Source organism: Sphingomonas sp. PP-CE-3G-477, from assembly GCF_003050745.1.
Taxonomy (GTDB): Bacteria; Pseudomonadota; Alphaproteobacteria; order Sphingomonadales; family Sphingomonadaceae; genus Sphingomonas.
The window spans coordinates 1-18,152 of record NZ_QAOF01000019.1 but is presented as its reverse complement, the minus strand read 5'-3'; the positions used below and the strand labels follow the sequence as shown (position 1 = coordinate 18,152).

At 57.7% G+C, this 18,152-nt stretch carries 13 protein-coding genes; 1 reads left to right on the top strand and 12 read right to left on the bottom strand.

Annotated features, from left to right (window positions below; all coding sequences use genetic code 11):
* Positions 1–32: 32 nt before the first annotated feature.
* From C8J45_RS19030 to C8J45_RS18510, 5 genes are all read right to left on the bottom strand, one after another.
* Positions 33–2,012: an ATP-binding protein gene (locus C8J45_RS19030; protein ID WP_146168673.1), complete on the bottom strand. Its 1,980-nt coding sequence runs from the start codon at positions 2,010–2,012 to the stop codon at positions 33–35.
* Positions 2,013–2,412: 400 nt separating this feature from the next.
* Positions 2,413–3,402, bottom strand: coding sequence for a hypothetical protein (locus tag C8J45_RS19025; protein ID WP_146168672.1), 990 nt, complete (start codon positions 3,400–3,402; stop codon positions 2,413–2,415).
* A 153-nt stretch (positions 3,403–3,555) separates the two neighbouring features.
* On the bottom strand, positions 3,556–4,401 hold the full coding sequence (locus C8J45_RS18520) for a hypothetical protein (RefSeq protein ID WP_107964625.1): 846 nt from the start codon (positions 4,399–4,401) through the stop codon (positions 3,556–3,558).
* Positions 4,398–5,663, bottom strand: coding sequence for a VapE domain-containing protein (locus tag C8J45_RS18515; RefSeq protein ID WP_107964624.1), 1,266 nt, complete (start codon positions 5,661–5,663; stop codon positions 4,398–4,400). Before C8J45_RS18515 ends, C8J45_RS18520 begins: the two co-directional genes overlap by 4 nt.
* Before the next feature lie 567 nt (positions 5,664–6,230).
* Positions 6,231–7,511 carry a DUF5131 family protein gene (locus C8J45_RS18510; protein ID WP_258191538.1) on the bottom strand — a complete coding sequence of 427 codons (1,281 nt, stop codon included), beginning with the start codon at positions 7,509–7,511 and terminating at the stop codon, positions 6,231–6,233.
* A gap of 195 nt (positions 7,512–7,706) precedes the next feature.
* Here C8J45_RS18510 and C8J45_RS19020 point away from each other — a divergent pair, with 195 nt between their 5' ends.
* Positions 7,707–8,216: a hypothetical protein gene (locus C8J45_RS19020; RefSeq protein ID WP_146168671.1), complete on the top strand. Its 510-nt coding sequence runs from the start codon at positions 7,707–7,709 to the stop codon at positions 8,214–8,216.
* Positions 8,217–8,419: 203 nt separating this feature from the next.
* Here the strand turns inward: C8J45_RS19020 and C8J45_RS19015 are convergent, their stop codons facing one another.
* The 7 genes from C8J45_RS19015 to C8J45_RS18475 all read right to left on the bottom strand — a co-directional run bounded on the left by C8J45_RS19015 (position 8,420) and on the right by C8J45_RS18475 (position 18,089).
* On the bottom strand, positions 8,420–9,379 hold the full coding sequence (locus tag C8J45_RS19015; protein WP_146168670.1) for a helix-turn-helix transcriptional regulator: 960 nt from the start codon (positions 9,377–9,379) through the stop codon (positions 8,420–8,422).
* Positions 9,380–9,536: 157 nt separating this feature from the next.
* Positions 9,537–12,659, bottom strand: a complete 3,123-nt coding sequence (locus C8J45_RS18500) for a type I restriction endonuclease subunit R (RefSeq protein ID WP_107964622.1) — start codon at positions 12,657–12,659, stop codon at positions 9,537–9,539.
* Positions 12,660–12,663: 4 nt separating this feature from the next.
* Positions 12,664–12,996 carry a hypothetical protein gene (locus C8J45_RS19380; protein WP_181321294.1) on the bottom strand — a complete coding sequence of 111 codons (333 nt, stop codon included), beginning with the start codon at positions 12,994–12,996 and terminating at the stop codon, positions 12,664–12,666.
* The gene (locus C8J45_RS18490) at positions 12,996–13,928 is read right to left on the bottom strand and encodes a GIY-YIG nuclease family protein (protein ID WP_107964621.1); all 933 of its coding nucleotides are present in this window, start codon (positions 13,926–13,928) and stop codon (positions 12,996–12,998) included. The genes C8J45_RS19380 and C8J45_RS18490 overlap by 1 nt, the downstream gene beginning before the upstream one ends.
* On the bottom strand, positions 13,925–15,886 hold the full coding sequence (locus C8J45_RS18485) for a restriction endonuclease subunit S (protein ID WP_107964620.1): 1,962 nt from the start codon (positions 15,884–15,886) through the stop codon (positions 13,925–13,927). The genes C8J45_RS18490 and C8J45_RS18485 overlap by 4 nt, the downstream gene beginning before the upstream one ends.
* Positions 15,883–16,257 carry a hypothetical protein gene (locus tag C8J45_RS18480; RefSeq protein WP_107964619.1) on the bottom strand — a complete coding sequence of 125 codons (375 nt, stop codon included), beginning with the start codon at positions 16,255–16,257 and terminating at the stop codon, positions 15,883–15,885. The genes C8J45_RS18485 and C8J45_RS18480 overlap by 4 nt, the downstream gene beginning before the upstream one ends.
* Positions 16,254–18,089 carry a class I SAM-dependent DNA methyltransferase gene (locus tag C8J45_RS18475; protein WP_107964618.1) on the bottom strand — a complete coding sequence of 612 codons (1,836 nt, stop codon included), beginning with the start codon at positions 18,087–18,089 and terminating at the stop codon, positions 16,254–16,256. Before C8J45_RS18475 ends, C8J45_RS18480 begins: the two co-directional genes overlap by 4 nt.
* Positions 18,090–18,152: the final 63 nt, after the last annotated feature.

Here is an 18,152-nt window from a genome sequence, read left to right as displayed (position 1 = left end):
AAACACTAAGGATAATGTTGAGGGCGCATGAACTAATTAGCGATCCGCGAAGAAATCTCACCTATCGAAACTCGCCACTTTTCGAATTTCTGATCATCGATATCCTTTGCATGGGCATCAGATCGCGATTTATTTATAGTTGTCATGTGATACTCAAATTCATTCTTCTCCATCTCAAGCATGTTTGAGAACCTATCCCAATGACCCAATACGATAGTTTTCAGTTCGTCGAAATATAACGGACTCTCACCAGCTGCAAGAATATCGGAGAATGAATAAGCGGAAAGTGCTGGACGACGAGAGGGAGAAACCTTGGAAACTACGTTTTCAAGGCGATCTTTCTGAGAGAAAGACATTCGAAATACCTGACTGATCAGTGCCCGCAAGTCCCGCTCCAAGCCGTTCCTTCTTGCGGATATCTCGGCAAGTCTACCCCCCTGATCAAGCAATACTACCGGCTTTGTTGCATTTTCGAAATACCGTTCAACGACGCCGATCCGGAAATAGAACGACTTAACTCCCCGAGCGACAATCCCGTATCCGGTTAGATGTTCGCATAAAGTAGGGTCCGACTCGGCAAAAGACTTGAAACTATCCTGATCTCCTGCCCCAAGAAATTTCAGCATTTCAAACTCCTCGGGATACTCATCCTTCAATAGCCCGACAACTGAGTCCACGTATGAATTAGACTCTGTCTTAAATCTATTTACGCCGTGAGCGTATACGGTCCGGTCTACCTCAACAGGCCGATCCGCGATCGAATTAGCAATGTAGCTACACGCATATCGCGTTAGAAAGGGATGGCCTCCGAAGTCGGCATAAAGCCTACTTTTACATTCACTATCGATGTGAACACCCATTATTGCGCCGAGATCATCAACCATTTCATCGACTTGGAGCGGAGTAAACATCGGAATAAATCGCTTTTCCACATTGCCGAAAAGTGGGTTATCACTTTCGAAGATCTTTATTTTTTCAACGGCGCTAGGGTTGGTTCCTACGATCAAAAACGAGAACGGCGACGATGAGCTTTGAAAGCCTGATCTTATCGCCTGCCAGAACAGCAAAAAATCGCGATCGGAATTCCAGTGATCTGAAGAGGCCGTTCCAAAGCTAATTCTCTCGATTTCATCAAAAAGAATGGAAATGAACCCGACCTTCGAGTTCTTCTTAATTGCGCGCATATCTCGAAGAAAAGTATCGGCAGCATCTTTTTCATCATACTTATCCGACTTAGATATCACGGCCTTCGAGCCAAGTTTTTCTTTCGTGACCTTTGCGATATGTTCAAGTAACTCGAACCATCTACGCTGGTGAACCGTTGGACTTTGGCAATCTACAATGACGCTATCGCCCGATCGCACTTTGATCGCTCGACTTATCCCATGAACAATTGAAGTCTTCCCACTTCTCCGAAGTCCAAAAAGACCAAAGTTCTCGCCCGACGATAATTTTGAACATATCTCGTTGATTAAGCTTGATCGACCGTAAAAATATAAATCTCCTCGCAGTGGAGATGACATCGAGAACAAATCTCGTGAGAAGGTAAACTCCCGAATACGGGACGCGATATTCTGATTCTGCGCTGAAGGAACCAACTCGCTTGAATGGAAAGGCACTACAACGGGAGCATCTGGCTTGCTCTCGAACAGTTTCCGAATTTTTGTAGCAACAGACGGATCATCGCTTACTAATATACGAGCTACTTTCTCAACCCGAAATTCATCGCTAATTTCGCTAAGTATTCTGTCGAAGGCATCGAGTGTCCGAGACTGAAATTCGGGAAAGTCGGAAAATAGAACCATCACCTCCCGGTCTGTATGAAGGAGCCCCCGCATTTGCCCAAGGGGACGAACAAGCGCGTAGCGATATGTAGTGTCACTGCCGAGATGCACCTCCCCATCGCGAGTTACATGTGTGATCTGCGAAAGCCTTCTCAACACACGCTGCTGCGACACCTCAAATTTAGACATATCAAAGTTTGGATGAATGCCGGGATTGATATCACTCATAACGTCATTTTTCCGATCTCGTGCAGCTTGATATCGTAGCGGGCTGACTGAAAGGGTGAAATCCCAAAACCGTTGAGTTTGCAGGAATCAGCAAATCTAGAAGAATTTAGAGAGAGAAAGACGCTGGCACGGCGATGCAATTCACTCCGCCGGACGCCGGAGTGAGTGATAGGCCTTCTTCATGGCATCAGAAAATTACGCTTCTGAATCTCGTGGAAAAGTGCTCGTTCGGAATTTCAGCGATGTATCTCGCAATCTCTGCATGGGTCTTCCCGCGTCGAATTAGTCGGGCACGGATGATGGGATCGATGCGAGCAAGGTATTGAGCATGCTCGGCTGGAAGGTCGCGGCTTTCAAAATCGTTTATCATGATGATCTATTTAGCTGGCGGGTAAGGCCGTCAATCCATTTCCCAATCCTGTTCGTAATCGAAGTGCCCCGCGATGCGACGAAGTGGAGCCCAACGCTGAGGCGGTCGAGGCTGCTCATCACGCGACACGATGCCGTGTGGCCTAAGGTGCGACATCGCTTGCTCGACGAGCTTGGGGTCTGGAGTGGAATTACCTGACCCGTAGACATCGTCGACGACCCAGCAGCCACGCTGGCGAATGAGGTGAACGACCGCAGAAGCTTTACCCTCGCCGACGATGGAAAACGCTGACCTTTGCTCAAGCACATTGGGAAGATAGCTACGCATGCAGTTGCGGTGCCGCACCGAAAGGCGCTTCAATTCCTCCGCCGTGCAGACGGGGTGATATCCGTCGCCGGGTGGTGCAGGATGTTCCGGCAGACGCACACGGAGCGCCCAACGCTGTGCCCACGCGCGGATTTGATCACCCGTGTCCACGCTGGCGAGCGTCCGCGCCATCGCTTTCCGGTCCGCTCCTGCTTCTTGCAGAAGTCCGAAAAGGTCAGCAACATCGCGAGCGATCTGCAGAGTCTTGATTGCCGTGACGAGATTGACGTGGCGAAGATTGGCAGGAAGAATGCGCGCAATCTTCAGCCTCAATGGATCGACGCGTGAGAGACGGTGGATAAGGCGCGTCATAGACGGACGCAGAGTGCTCGACATCAGCGAATGCAGGTAGCGATAGTAGCGTCGACTATAAGGTTGAGCGTCACCACGCCCCAGCGCACCGCGATACCCCTCCGGCACGAACGCAAATCCTGCACGAAGGATACTGTCGTGGGTAGCGCTCGTCAGAAAGCTCCCCATTTCGGCCAACGATATAAGTCCCCTCGCTGGAACATCACACGAGAGATAAGCAGCGATGGTGTGACGCCGTTCGCTTGAGCAGCGATGCAGGTGACCGGAAAATCCCGGACACTGCTCGTCGATCTCTACCGAGCGGTCGAGCAGCCAGCCCCCAAAGGGCGCGATCTTTGCCATTGATTCCTCCGATTAACGTATTCGGAGGTGACTGGCCTTTCGGGTTTCGCGGTGCATGGAGCCCATTAGCACATTTCGCGCGGCTTCGAAGCATTTTTCCGCGATGAATGCTCCAGCGGCCTGTATGCGCAATTGATCCTACCCTCATGACATCTATCGTCGGGGATGGCGCATTCCGCTTTCAATGCCGCCCCGGATAGCAGCCGTCGCCTCGTAGGAAGGTAGGCTGGACGCAGAGGACAGCGCATCCTCAACCACGCGACGCTCAAGCAGATCGACTGCGACAAGTTGGCCTAAGGAAAAGGCCGCACGGTGAAGCGTCGCGTTACGCGTGCCGGGTCGGGCGCTGCGGACGCGATCTTCTTCACCCGCCAGCGCAGCTTCCGCATAGGCGGACGAAAGTGGCTGGGTTCGAACAGCAGGTGGTAGTTGCGGCGGTGGAGGCGGCGGAGCAAATCGGCGCATCACATCGTCGATGTCCAAGGGACTGCCATCAGCCGCCACGAGGTGGTTGAAGGCTCCCTCCCACTTGTAGGGAGCGATCGACAGGCGAGTGATGTCTTTGGTCGCGGGATCGATGACGGCGGGCATCATCCTCGCGATTGCCTCCCATGCTGCGCGATACTCACTAGCGGCTAGGCGACGTGTGAAGAACAGCACGAGACGGAACCGATGGTGCGCCGGTCGGCTCTTCGCGGTCGTATAAACCACGTGCGCGAGGTCGTGCGCTCGGCACCACGCGGCAGCGGCGAAGACCGTCCAATCTCCCTCATCGAAGTCAAGCGCCGTGAACTCTGCGCCTTGGGCATCCGCAAGTCTCCGTTTGCCGCCCGCGTCGTATATCGCCGGACTGAGCATCATCGACTCGCGCTTAGCCTGATCGCTGACTTGTCGCCGCTCCGTTGCCGAGTCCCGACACATGGCAAAGAACTCGGCTCGGGTCATTTCCATGACGGTCGGATGGCGGGAATAGGCCGACGAAAAGAACGAGACGATCATCGCACCAAACTCAACGCGGGGGCACATCGTTGAGTGATGCGCCAACCGTTACGCTTTTTGGTCCGCGCCTTCTTGATCGGTGCGTCCGCATCCGCATCCGTTATCCGATGAAGCTCGATCGCGAAGGCCTGCTGCGACCGATGCTCACGATCGAACTGAGCAGTCACGTCTCGACGGTGCTCGACATAGGCGTCGTAAAGTTGCTGGGTGGAAAGTAGGTCGTCCGGGCCAGCCAACTTGCTGAGTTCGTTGAGGTCGAGATCGGACATATGCAGCAGCCAGTATTCCACCGGCCCGTGGTGGCGTGATCCGGCCTGTTGCTCGGCAAGCACATCGGCGACAGCGAGGATGGGCGCTTCGTCCTCAGCCTGCACACTCGCCCATGCAGCGTGCCAATCGACCGTGTGAAGGTAGTCGGGGTCTGCCGGGCGGCGGTAGAACAATTCGACGAAGCGCCGGATGCCGGTTTCATCGCGGATCAGTTCGGCCAATCGGTGATTGGACGCACCGATCAGCGTTGCGTTCTGCGTAATAGTCACGCTCGCATTCGTCCGCATTGGGCGTCGCTCAAGTGTCGGGGCCGTTATGATATGCTTCACGGTCTCGATGTCGGCTTTGCCAGCCTTCGCCATCTCGTCGAGAACGATCACATATGATCGCCAAAGATCGATCATGCGCTCGTCGGCGATTTGGCCAAAATCTGCGTAGCTCGTCACGTCGCTCAGCGGCGAGACGAACTGTTCGATCCAAAAGGTCTTGCCGCACCCTTGCGGTCCGTGGAGAACTGGCATGAGATGACTATACGCGGCGCGACCTGCGATCTTACGCTGCACCTGCCAGACCAGATGCCGGAGGATGGCGACGATGTAGTCCTCCCCCACCTCCCCGCAATCGAAGCAGACACGCACCATTGCGTGCCAATCGAAGTCCTGCCGCTGCTGGAACTGGCGGCGCAAGGTGTGCAACGCCGAATCCCGCTGATCGACGATATAGCGATCCACTGCATCGTTGATGTCGTTGCGTGGAAACTTCAGTTTTAATTCTGCAGCCAAAATCCGCACATCTCGCGCCAAATCGTAGGGAGAGGCGAAGCCGTTGAGGTGTTCCACCCTTATCGATCCGCGATACGATATCGCTGTGGCAAACTTCTCCGCTGCGAGGGTCACATATTCGAGTGCCGATCCGGGGACTTTGCCGAGGGTTTCGGTTACGCGAGCTACCCACTTTTCGTGAGCCTCCTGTTTTGTGATTTCGGTAGTCATGTTGTTCCTTCGTTGTTCAGGTGGGGTCTTGGTGAGAACAGCACCAAGACCCCGGAACAACGTCGAACTTCCGACCGTGTATTTATCAAAATACACTGCCGAGTATTCGGTTTTCCGTTTGCAAGTCGCTGTTCTCAACCGCGATGTATTTAGTTTCGGAGCGCGTCAGCACTTTCGATATTTAAAGGTGGAGGGGTGATGGCTTACTTCGGGAGTTTGCGTATTTCCGAAGAGAAGCGACTTATTCCTCGTTTTCCAAGAATTGTTGTTTATAAAAGAACAAGCCTCCACCTCTCCACGGAAAGGCTAAACCCCCGCAGTTACGCAATTTATTGGTGCTGGCGCGGGTGGAGAGGAGGTGGAGGGGTGGTGCCGCCTCGGCGGAGCTCCCTCAGTGCGGGGGGTATGATCCTCCATCGGTGATGGGCGGGGGGCGTGGCGCAGCGCCCCGGTGCTGCCCCGGAGGCAGGATCGTCTTCTCGTCCCCTGCGCGCGGTCGGGCGACGCACCTGCGGTGATCGTTGATCCTGACCACGGCTAGCCGCTGGCGAAATGCGCCGAGTTCGATCACGACCGAGCCTCCGCTCGAACGCGCACACGTGGCTTGATGGCGCGGTATCGGATCGTCAGGCGCGTGCGCCCGTTCGAACTCGGAACGCGAACTTCATAAGCTTCGACAAACCCGCTCGCTTGCAAATCGACCAGCGCCCAAGCGTGATAATTGACGATCCGCGCGCTCTCGGGATCGAGGCCCAAGGCGGGCAGGACGCACTGCCGAAGCGCCTTCCCGTCCAGATCGCCCATTGTTCGCAGGGTGCGCCAGATCGGCTCACGCAGTGCCGTTCGCGGCGACGCTCCATCCATCAACGGCGGCGCATCCTCAGCTTGATGTTCGAGCTTGAGGCTCGCCCGGAACTCCTCGACCGAGCCCCAACCGGGAGCATGGTCGCCGGGCATCTCGTCCCACGTCCGCCCATCGAGCAAGCGCCCCGCCTCAGCCTTGCTCCGGTGCCAGAAGCCGTTCTGATCCCAGTTGCCCCATTGCTTGAAGAAGAAAGCGGTTTTCGAACGCTGCGCCATGTCCCGGAGATCGCGCGCCCACATCGGCGACATCGGACGAACCTTGTTCCGCGAGCGTCCACTCTCCCCACCGACGATGATCCACTGGATGTCGGTCAGGTCGAGGGTCAGCAGGGGGCCGAGCAACGGTTCGGCAGAAATGAACCGCACAGCAGCAGGGATGCGACGCAACAGATCGGCTCGTCCGACGTATCGATCGTCCTCGATGCTAACGCCCATCCAGATGTTGTCCGGCCATGGAAGCGCGCCTGCGAGCTTCACCGCGCGATTGGGACGCTTTGTGAGCACCTGATATCGATGGTGGGGCGTCGAGGCCATGATGTCGAATACCCGCGTGATAGTCTCGACCGACACGCCCTCACCAAAGAGGTCGGACATCGAGTTGACGAACCACGTGGTCGGGGTTGGCGTTCGCAGTGGCTTCTCGAAAATATGGTCCGGCGCTACTGAAAACTTTCCGCTCCAGTCGATATAACCATCTTTCTTCGCTGTGATACCGGCATAGTGGGGGAACAAAGTCGTCTTCCGATGTGCTTCGGTTATCGCGTAGCAGTTGTCACATCCGGCGCTTACCCTGCGACACCCGACGACGGGATTCCACGTCTTCTCGGTCCATTCTATTTTGCTCATGATCACGTCCATTGTTCGATTACGTAACATCCTCTCTCCACGAACGGTGATTGAGGCGTCGGCGGCGGTTGCTGCCGAGGTCTTGTTGTATGCGTGCTCTGATGGGACGCCGAGCGAACATACGGCGTTTTTACACATTTAGTGAGACGCGGCGTTTTGCCGTGCTATATCCGCGCTATGGGAAAGCCTCCGACAAACTGGGAGATTGGCGTTAAGAGGAGTCGCGCCGTTCGATCCGAAAGAGCGCTGGAAAGGGCAGAGAGGGTATCGCGGACGCTGGTAAGTATTGCGACAGACTACGGACCCGAGACGCTCGCCGAATATGCGCGGATCATGAACGACGAGTGTTACACACCATCAGGTCGTGGGATGTGGAGCATCAGTCTTGTTCACCGCTATATGCACAAAGGAGGGTGGACCCCGAAAAAACTGCGGAAAATCTTTTTCAAAGACCGCCCTGACAAACTCTATGATTATCCCGCCCCCCTTTACGCTGAATGGCGGGAGGCTATTGGCCGGGTTCATGCTCTGTCAGCGGAGAATGGTGAATGGGTTGCTGCGATTAGTCAGGATCTGATCCCCAACCAGACAGTTTTACATACGCGCTTTGGCGTAGGTCACTGTGTCGAGCGGTCCGCGCTTGCGATGTATCTTTGCACCTTCCCGACCTATGACGATCCGGAGCCGTTCCGGTCGGAAGTCTGTGCAGCCATTGACCTCCAAGGATTTAAATATTTTCTGTCGTTCGACGCTCGTCAGGAAGCGCTCCGGTTGGCTCAAAAGCGTATTTTCTCAACGGCGAAGAAACCCTTCCGAACTCTCAGCGATGGCTGGCATTTGTGACAGCGTTGGACTGATCTCCGCGACGCCATCACCTCGACGGCGACGGCGGATTGTCAACCGATGGCGTCGCGCTGCTCCTGATCGCTCGGCAATCCGCCGTCGCGCTTCCCATAGACTTCAGACTTCGAACGCGGCGGAGCCGCCCGTGTATTGGTCGAGAGTTCAGTAGCGCTCTATCGGGCTACCGATTTGCGTTCCACCGATTACCGGCGTGCGATCAGGGCGTGATTATCGACCCACGTCATGGTTGGCGGACCAACATGGCTCTGGTCAAAAATGAACCAGCCACAATACAACTGCGATGACATCACGCGTTCCGCGAACGGGTCATCGGTTAAAAAATTGACACCCCGGTTCATGATGAGAACACGTGCAAGTGGGAATTGGTCATCATCCCATATTTCCGAATGCCGCTGCTTCCCCGTCAGATAGTTAAGGGGGAGCAGCAACGCGATCTTCTTTGTCGCAATCCTCTTGGCATGGAGAACGAAATCGACGTGCCGATTGAACGGCGGGTTCGTCACGATCGTGTCATAGCTCTCGGTGATATCAAAGAAGTCACGTCGTTCATCGCCTGTCCCCATGAGGTCGAAGAAGTGCAAATCAACATAGCCGCGTTCCCGCAAAACGGTTTCGATGACACGCGCTTCGCCAACACACGGTTCCAATATGCTCCCCTCGAATGCCTCATGGTCCAGTAGAAGGCGGGCAATCGGAGCGGGTGTCGCGTAATAGTCCGCAATAGCTCTGTTGGGATTGGTTTTCCCATGAACTGTCTTCCAAACACGCGGCTTATGAATGTTCGGCTCGACCGTAGCTTGCGGTGAAACTGCCAGTCCGATCTGCGAGAGCGAGGTTACGGTTCCTCCATTCGCTTCGATTGCCCTAACAGTGTTTGCTGTGACGCCTGCGAGCGCCGCGATCTGACTAATCGATCGTTCACCGCGCGCTGACCGAACTCGCTCTCCATACGTCTGACCGGCAGGCAGTCCTGTCATCTGAATTGGGGCGTGGGGCTGCGCAGCGAGAAGCGTCGAAACTCTCCCCCTGTTGCTTTCGAGCAAGACAATCGCCTGCCGACTAACGCCCGCCAGCGTTGCGACATCGGCCTGAGTGAGCTTACGAGAGAGACGACTGGCGCGGACCGCGAGACCAAAGTTCAATCAAAAAACCTGACATCGAAAATCAGGTTTTTTGATCGAGGTTGGGCCTTGTTCAAATCTGTTGAACCATGGTGATTCGCAGCGGCCTATATGCTTTGCTCGTGAACAATGCCGACGTTGGCGCTCAATAAGGCCGGATGAAGCCATAAAGAGGTCATTACAGTGAGGCTGCGCTCTCATGTGCCCTTCCCCTTAGCGATTCGTAGAGTTGGGCGGGTCCCAACAGAATTTCTTTTAGGCCATTACGCACCTTCGACGAATCGAGCGCTTGTTTGCTCAATGACGAATGTGCCTCGAACGCCTCGATAATTGCATTCATCAACTCGTCTCTGAGCGTCGGTGAGTTGTCGAACTGCGCCTTGGTGTTGTTCGCAGCCTGAGTCACCAGTGCGTCGGATTCCAGCATCTTGTCGCGCAGCGTGGTGACATAGCTTAGTTGGTCGCCGTCCGTCGTGTCGGCACCGAATAGGTCGTTAACCCGCTCAATGATCTCAGCGAGAAGTGCCTTTTCCTTCTCCTGCACCGAGCCTGACCCCGCGCCGGTCATAGGCCCAAGCTTTCTCTCCTCGCCTTCCGCAACATTCAGGCGGCGCTCGCCTTCGTTCTTGAGCGTGTGGTGCGTAAGAACGACCTTGGACAGATCGACTCCTTCGCGCTCCCGCCCAAACTCCAGCAGCGGCACGAGACGCTTGTAGAACATGAACCGCTTCTCAACCGGCGTCGTGCCGAAATCGAATATCTGGGACAGAAAGCTATACAAGCGCTGATAAGCGGACATGTCGTTCTTGAACAGAATCAGGGCATTGATCTCGTCCTGTGCGTCGCCCGTAGCCCCCTCATCGTTCCGCTCGCGCGCGGTCAGCAGACGATCCTGCGCAGCCCTAAACCGCCTCAGCAGCCGGTCAGCGACAGGCTCGATCGCGGCGATGAGGTCGCTCTGCTTGGCGTGCGGGTCCATCTCCACCGCTGCGACGCGATCGACTTCGAAACTGTCGTAGTGGCCGCTGGCGTCCAGTTTGGCCTTGAGGTCGAGCACAATGTTGGGGTCAGTGACGCCCTCAAGCTCGGCGGTGTCATAGTAGGTGCGGAAGGCTGCGAGGATGTCGTCGGACGAGTTCACGAAGTCGAGGACATAGGTGGTGTCCTTGCCCGGATGCGCCCGGTTGAGGCGCGAGAGCGTCTGCACCGCCTGAATGCCTGCGAGCCGCCGATCAACATACATTCCGCAGAGCAGCGGCTGATCGAAGCCGGTCTGAAACTTGTTGGCGACGAGCAGAAGGTGGAACTCCTCGGCCGCGAAGGCATCGCGGATATCGCGACCCTTCATTCCGGGGTTGAGCGTGGCGCTGCCCTCAGTGAACGATCCGCTGCTCGACTCATGATCATTTACCTCACCGGAGAAGGCGACGAGTGTCCCAAGACCATATCCCTGCGACTTGATGTAGCCGTCGATCGCCAGTTTCCAACGCACCGCCTCAACGCGGCTCCCCAGCACCACCATCGCCTTAGCCTTGCCGCCGAGCAGCGGCTGCACGTTTTCGCGGAAGTGCTCGACGACGATCTGCACCTTTTGGGCGATGTTGTAGGGGTGAAGGCGCACCCAGCGCATGATGCCTTTCAGCGCCGTGCTGCGCTCAACTTGCCGTTCATCCCATTCCTGCCCCTCATTGGCGAGGCGGAAGGCGAGCCTATATGGCGTGTAGTTCTTGAGCACGTCGAGGATGAAGCCCTCCTCGATCGCCTGCCTCATTGAGTAGACATGGAAGGCGGACGGCAGATTGTCGGAGCCGGGTGGCTGATCCGGCTGTGGCCTGCGCCCGAATAGTTCGAGCGTCTTGGCTTTCGGCGTGGCGGTGAAGGCAACATAGGTGATCCCGCACTCACCGACGCGCGCCGCCATCTGAGCCGCGAGGATGTCCTCATTGCCGATCTCGCCGCCATCCTGAAGGTCGGCTATCTCCTCAGCCGAGAGAAGCTCCTTGAGCTTCTTTGCAGCCTCACCGCTCTGCGAACTATGTGCTTCATCGGCGATGACCGCGAAGCGCTTGCCATCAGTGGCGGCAAGGTCGCGCACGGCGGCTAGTGCGAAGGGGAAGGTCTGGATGGTGCAGACAATGATCTTTTTGCCCTGCGCGAGGGCCTCGGCAAGCTGGCCGCTCTTGGCTCCGCCCTCACTGCGGATCGTCGCTACGACCCCCGTTGTGCGCTCGAAGCCGAAGAGCGCGTCCTGAAGCTGGGCGTCGATGACATTTCGGTCAGAGACGACGATCACGGTCGAGAACAGCTTCTCGTCCGCCTTAGTGTGGAGGTCAGCGAGGAAGTGTGCAGCCCACGCGATCGAGTTGGTTTTGCCACTGCCCGCAGAATGCTGGATCAGGTATTTGCCGCCTGCGCCCTCGGCGCGAACGGCAGCGCGCAGCTTCCGTGTTGCGTCAAGCTGATGGTAGCGGGGGAAGATGATGCCGCTGATTGCGCGCTTCGCGTCGTGCTGAGCAACGAGATAGCGGCCGATGATCTCCAACCAGCTTTCCCGCTCCCATACCTCCTCCCAGAGGTAAGCCGTGCGGTGCCCGTGCTCATTGAGCGGGTTGCCAGCGCCGCCTTCGTTACCCTTGTTGAAGGGAAGAAAGCGGGTCGCGGCTCCCGCGAGCTTTGTCGTCATATGAACTTCGCTGTTGCTCACCGCGAAGTGGACAAGCGCGCCGCTCGGGAAGGTGAGCAGCGGCTCGGCGTTCTGGCCCTTTGGCCGGGGCAGGCGGTCGAACCGATACTGGTCGATAGCGTCGGCGATCGACTGGGTGAAGTCGGTCTTGAGTTCGACCGTCGCAACGGGAAGGCCATTAAGGAACAGCCCCAGATCGATGCAATTCTCGTTCGCGGTCGAGTAGCGAAGCTGGCGAACGACTCTCAGCCGGTTCGCCTGATAGGCGGCGATGATGTCCGGGTTCACGCCCATGGCAGGCTTAAACTGCGCCATCTGGATCATGCTGCGCACGCCCACCATTTCAACGCCATGGCGGATCACGTCGAGGGTGCCGCGATCGTCGATCTGCTTGCGGACGCGATCGAGCAGCGCACCCTCAGCGCCTATGCCGTGGCTGCGGCTCAGTGACTCCCATGCCTTCGGCTGAGTCTGCTGAACCCATGCGATGAGGTCGGGCGGAAATAGCGCGCGAGCGCGGTCGTAGAGTGCCGCGCCGCTGGGATCGTAGAGCCAGCCATGCGCGCCGAGGTGGCCGCAGATTTCGTCCTCGAAGCGGACTTCCTTATGGATACTCACCGCTTCACCCCTGTTTCAGCTTATTGAGGTGCGGTTTGATCACCCGCTCAAGCCTCAGTATCGCATCCAAGAGGACCTGCTGCACCCTCGGCCAGTCGCCACGGTCGGAGCGATAGCCGCCCTCGATAAGCGCCCCGACGCACATGAGATCGATGCGACGATTGCTGTCTATCCAAGCGCCATACCCGTCTGACAGCACGAACAGGTCTTCGCCGAGAATCGCGATCTGCTCGCGCAGCATACGCCGGATGTCCTGACGCTCGCGCAGCCCCTCAATGTGAAAGCTGGTGGCGTTCGCGGCGGTCAGCTTCCCATCATTGACCTTAAAGACCGGCATCAGGCTGCTTCCACTGGGTTTGCGACCTGATGGGCCTCCCAGTCCTTATAGGTCAGCCCACCATCAGCCGTGCGCCAGTCGGTCTGGCCGTTGGATGCCCTGCCGTTCACCGCCGCCGCTGCGGCGCTTGGGCTGCGGAAGGCGTAATCCTGCGTGAACAGGCAATGCCCAATTTGCTCAGCGAGGACGCCTGATCGGCGAAGCTCGGCATACAGGGAGGCATAGGTATGGTGGTCGAGGCCAGTCCATTCGAGCCTGCTCATCGACCCGACCTCAACGACGAATTCGCCGTCAGTGAGCACGGCTGTGGCGCGCAGGCCGTGCTTGCGTGACTCCATGACGAAGCGCGTGCCGCCAGTGACGATTTGCGGCGAGTCAGTGATCGTCCGCACCGGCGCGGTGGATGCGGTCGGCCGTGCCGACCGGGCGCGCTGGATAAACATATCCACGCGCACCGCTGGAAGAACGATTAGCAGGTTTTCGAGGAATGCCTCCATCTTGGCGATGTCAGCCTCACTGAGGATCGGCAGCACCGGTGCGGTGAGATTGTCGAGCGGCGTGTGGCCGATGCTTTTGGCGTGCCTGATAAGCCGTGCTTCGAGGTAGCGGACATGCGCCTTGTTGAGCTTGTTGGCTGATGCCGTCACCAGCACCGCGCTGGTCCACCACTCCTTCTTCACGTCGTGCTGGCGGATGCGAGCGCCTATGTCCTCGCCTTCACCGATATATGCGAGCGGTTCGCCATCCTGATCGCCGAGCAGCATGTATACGCCTGCATAGCCCGCCTCGACGCGCGCCAGAGCACCGCTCAACTGCGTGCGCGGGAACATCAGCACATGGCCGGTCCAGTTAAACAACTCAGCCGTGACCATGCCGTCCGGGCGACCGTCGATATAATAAAGCTCCAAGGAGCGGCCGACCGGTGGGCTCACAGCAATGCACCCATTTTGCTTATGGTTTTGGGGCCTGAGCCGGTGGGGATAATGCCGTGCCGACGCATCCAGTCGAGCCAATGTGGAAGCTCATCGGCGCGAAAGTTATCGCCCTTCTTGGGGTGCCAGCCGAAGAACGCCGAAATGATCTCCTCGTCAGTGAACGACTTTCCCTCAATCAGAGCATCGTTCCAGACCGCGTAGAGGGTCGCGATGGCCTCAGCGGCGTGGGTCTTAAGATCGGAGAGCGCCATGATGAGGTGGTCAAGCTTGTTGAAGCGTTCCTCACCGAGCCACTTGCGCAGATCGGCGGCATGTTCCCCCTTTTTTCCCGTAGGACGATAGCGCACCATGGTGCCGTCGTGCTTGTCGTCCACCAAGATACCGGTATCGCCACCCGCTGCTTCAATCTCATCCATCATGGGTTGGTCCAAAGGACCGTAAGGCATGCGGAGGTAGCAACCGGCCAGTTCGGTTATGTTCGCGTGAGCCTCGGCGAGGTAGGCGACCTTCTGTAGTTTGGTGCGCCCGAAAGTCGTCTGATGCGCCAAGCGCTCAATAATCTCAGTCGCGACGAAGCGGCGAGCCCGCGCGCGATCAATTGGGAACTGTAGAATCTTGGCGGATTCGCGGACATCGATCTTGCCAGTGACGGCTGCGGAGATGAGGGCCGCTCGACGTTCATGGAGAAGCCCTATAGCCGCCTCACAAGCGTCTGTGAGCGCGTCGATGGAGGTCAACGCGGTTGCTACATGATCGATGATCTGTGCTTGCTCAGCTTCAGGAGGCAGCGGAATCTTGAATGCTTCGATATCGGGCATGTAGATGGTCTGATGAGTTGACCCCATCATCAAGCGCGCGAACTCTGGACGCATGGCCTGTAGAACGATCAGTAGAAAAGCTGCGTTCAGCCTCCCTTCGCAAACCCAAGCGGCGAAGTCCTGCGAAACCGCGAGATCAATCTCGGCTATTCCTGAAAAACCCACGGAAGCTGTGCGTGATAAGATTACAGTGCCTGCCGGAAGCAGGCGAGCAGCCGAGTTCGCCATGCCGAGTTCACTGATGCGCTGCGTTGTGCCCGATATTCTTGGGAAGCGTCCACTCCTGAGTTGGTTCACATCTGCAAGCGTGAACCAAGGGATAACGCAGTCCTCTTCGACCCAGTATTCGGGGCGCTGACGACTGGGCGTATGTCCGCTTTCAAGTCGCGCAACGGCGGTCAGTTTTCGCGCTTCCCAATGCGCGGGGATGTCGCCGAGCCATTCGATGCCGCTGTCCTTCACCGGCGCGTCAGGATTGAGGCCCTTGGTGACGCCGTGGGAGACGACGGCTTGACGCTTCTCCTTCAGCAGCGCGATCAAGCACCGCTGCTCCTCGATGAGTGCGTCGATCTTGCCGGTCTCACGGTCGAGAAAGGCGGCGATGGAAACCTGCTCTTCCGAGGGCGGCGCTGGAAAAGGCATCGTTAGCCAGTCTTCCATACGCAGTGCTTTCGTTCCGTGACCCGCTTCTGAGCAGCGATCGAGGGACTCCCGCGCGGTTCCACGCAAAGTCCATGCAAGGAAGGAGCTTGTCATCCCCGGCTTGGGATTGACCGCCTTCAAGTCTTGATTGATCGCCATAGGCACCAGCGTCTCGACCACGGGGAAGGCTCGCGCCAACATCATCCCACGAACGAGGATCAGGATTGATCCAGTTGGATTGAGTTCCACGCCACCTTCGGCGATCGCCAAATCGGTGAGGTGGTCAGCAGTGTCGCTGAGTCGCGCACTTTTGAGGTCTTTTGCGGAGGCCCAAGGAACTGACCCTTCCCAAAAATCATCACGCGCCTTGCTCGGCGTTCCCCCGCTGCGCAATGAGATCAGATGCTTGAGGGGGCGCACTTCCCAGTGGGAAGGCACATCGCCGAGCCAAAGAATACCGCTATCCCGAGTAGATGGATAGGTAGCAATGCTCACGCGACTTGCCCCGCACCGGCAACTTCAAGGATCACTCTGATCGCCTGCCACAAGTCACGAGGCTGGTAGCGGATGAGGTCGCAGTCGTTGAACGCAGGCTCACCGAACAGGTTGTGGTTGGGCTTGCTCACATCGAAGCCGCCGTGGTCGAAGAGCCGATGCTCGATGTCGGCGAGGTTCTGACGCCGCGTTGAGTCCGCGCGGACCCAAAGATTGGCGGTGTTCGTCCGCTTGGGCTCGGTTGCGATTGGACAGCCGTTCAGCGCAACATACCGGTTTGCGTGCGCCGCGTGGCCCTTCGCCGAGACATTCACGGAAGGATGATCGTCGAGGAGCGCGTCCAAGGCCGCAACAAGGTCGGGTCCGATCACGCCGCCAGCCCTTCAAGCATGCCCTTGATGCGATCAGTGACGGCCTCAAGATCGGCGTCGATCTCAGCCAGTGGGCGCGGCTGCTCGAACACATAGAAGTGGCGGGTGAACGGGATTTCATAGCCCGTCTTGGTCTTCTCATGGTCGATCCACGCATCAGGTGCATGTGGCAGCACCTCGCGTGCGAAGTAGGCCTCTACATTCTCACTGAGCGGCACATTCTCGGTCTCGCGCAGGGCGCTGTCCGCCTGCGGCTTGCTCTTGGTTTTGCCACGCTGGCCCAGCACGATCTTGCCAGCGTCATCGCGGAGTGGGCGCTCGACGGTGATGGTGCGGAAGCCGAAGGCGCTGTTCGGGAAGATACGCGACAGCGGTGCGAGCTTCACCTTGCCGCCCTCGGGCGCTGGGGGCACCGGCTCGCCCTCAATCACCACACCACGGCCGATCTCCTTACCGTCCGCGTCAAAGCTGGTGGCAAGCCGCGCCTCAGTGAACCCGCCGAATAGCTTGGTGACGGTCGCGATCTGCTCGTCGGACATTTCCTTGCGCTTCGAGCCCAAGGATTTGCGCATCTTGCGCCACATCGAGGTGGCGTCGATCAACTGGACCTTGCCCCGGCGAGCCTCGGGCTTCCGGTTGCTGATGATCCAGACATAGGTCGAGATGCCGGTGTTGTAGAACATGTCGGTGGGCAACGCGACGATCGCCTCAACGAGGTCGTTCTCCAGCACATAGCGGCGGATTTCGCTCTCCCCGCTGCCCGCCCCGCCCGTGAAGAGGGGCGAGCCATTGAGAACGATGCCGAAGCGGCATCCGCCCTCATTGAGCGGGCGCATCTTCGACAGCAGGTGCATTAGGAACAGCAGTGAGCCATCCGACACGCGCGGCAGACCGGGGCCGAAGCGACCGTCATACCCCTTCTGCTCATGCTCGGCGCGGACCTGCTTCTCGACCTTCTTCCACTCGACGCCGAAGGGTGGGTTGCTGAGCATGTAGTCAAAGGTGCGACCCGGATGGCCCTCCTCCGACAGCGTGTTGCCGGGGGCAATGTTCTCGATCGCCTGCCCCTTGATGAGCATGTCGGCCTTGCAAATCGCATAGGATTCGGGGTTCAGTTCCTGCCCATACATCGCGAGAATGGCATTAGGGTTGTGAGCAGCGAGGTGCTCTCCGGCGATGGACAACATTCCGCCAGTTCCTGCGGTTGGATCGTATATCTCGCGCACGATCCCCGGCTTTGTTAGTGCGTCGTCGTCCTCAACGAACAGCAGGTTGACCATAAGGCGGATCACCTCACGCGGCGTGAAGTGCTCACCCGCCGTCTCATTGGAGATTTCGGCGAACTTGCGGATGAGTTCCTCGAACACGCCGCCCATTGCGGCGTTGTCTACCCGGTCTGGATGAAGGTCGATGCCCGCAAACTTCTCCGTCACCTGATAAAGCAGCCCGGTCTTAGCGAGCCGGTCGATCTGGGCGTGGAACTCAAACTGCTCGAAGATGTCGCGCACCGCAGGGGAGAATCCCTCGACATAGCGGACGAGGTTGGCGCGGATGTTATCCTGATCGCCCATCAGCTTGCTGAGGTCGAGTGGATCAATGTTGTAGAAGCCCTGCTCGGCCTTCCGCAGCAGGAACGGTTCAGGGTTCAGCCCAGCGGCTTGCTTGACAGCAAGTTCGGTGAGCACGGCATCCTTAGTCGGTTGCAGCACGCAGTCGAGGCGACGCAGCACCGTAAACGGTAAGATCACGCGCCCATATTCGGATTGCCGGTAGTCCCCACGCAGCAGGTCCGCGACAGACCAAATAAATGACGCAAGCGCTTGATGATTCACGGTCGGCGATCCCCTTGATCGCGTTGTAGCGACCTATCGGTTAAAAGGAATCGGTAACGTGTC

Bases quoted from the DNA above. Each gene is read 5' to 3' on its own strand.
- C8J45_RS18520 (WP_107964625.1), bottom strand. From the start codon at position 4,401: ATGATCGTCTCGTTCTTTTCGTCGGCCTATTCCCGCCATCCGACCGTC.
- C8J45_RS18510 (WP_258191538.1), bottom strand. From the start codon at position 7,511: ATGTGTAAAAACGCCGTATGTTCGCTCGGCGTCCCATCAGAGCACGCA.
- C8J45_RS19380 (WP_181321294.1), bottom strand. From the start codon at position 12,996: ATGCCGGTCTTTAAGGTCAATGATGGGAAGCTGACCGCCGCGAACGCC.
- C8J45_RS19025 (WP_146168672.1), bottom strand. From the start codon at position 3,402: ATGGCAAAGATCGCGCCCTTTGGGGGCTGGCTGCTCGACCGCTCGGTA.
- C8J45_RS19020 (WP_146168671.1), top strand. From the start codon at position 7,707: ATGAACGACGAGTGTTACACACCATCAGGTCGTGGGATGTGGAGCATC.
- C8J45_RS18515 (WP_107964624.1), bottom strand. From the start codon at position 5,663: ATGACTACCGAAATCACAAAACAGGAGGCTCACGAAAAGTGGGTAGCT.
- C8J45_RS19030 (WP_146168673.1), bottom strand. From the start codon at position 2,012: ATGAGTGATATCAATCCCGGCATTCATCCAAACTTTGATATGTCTAAA.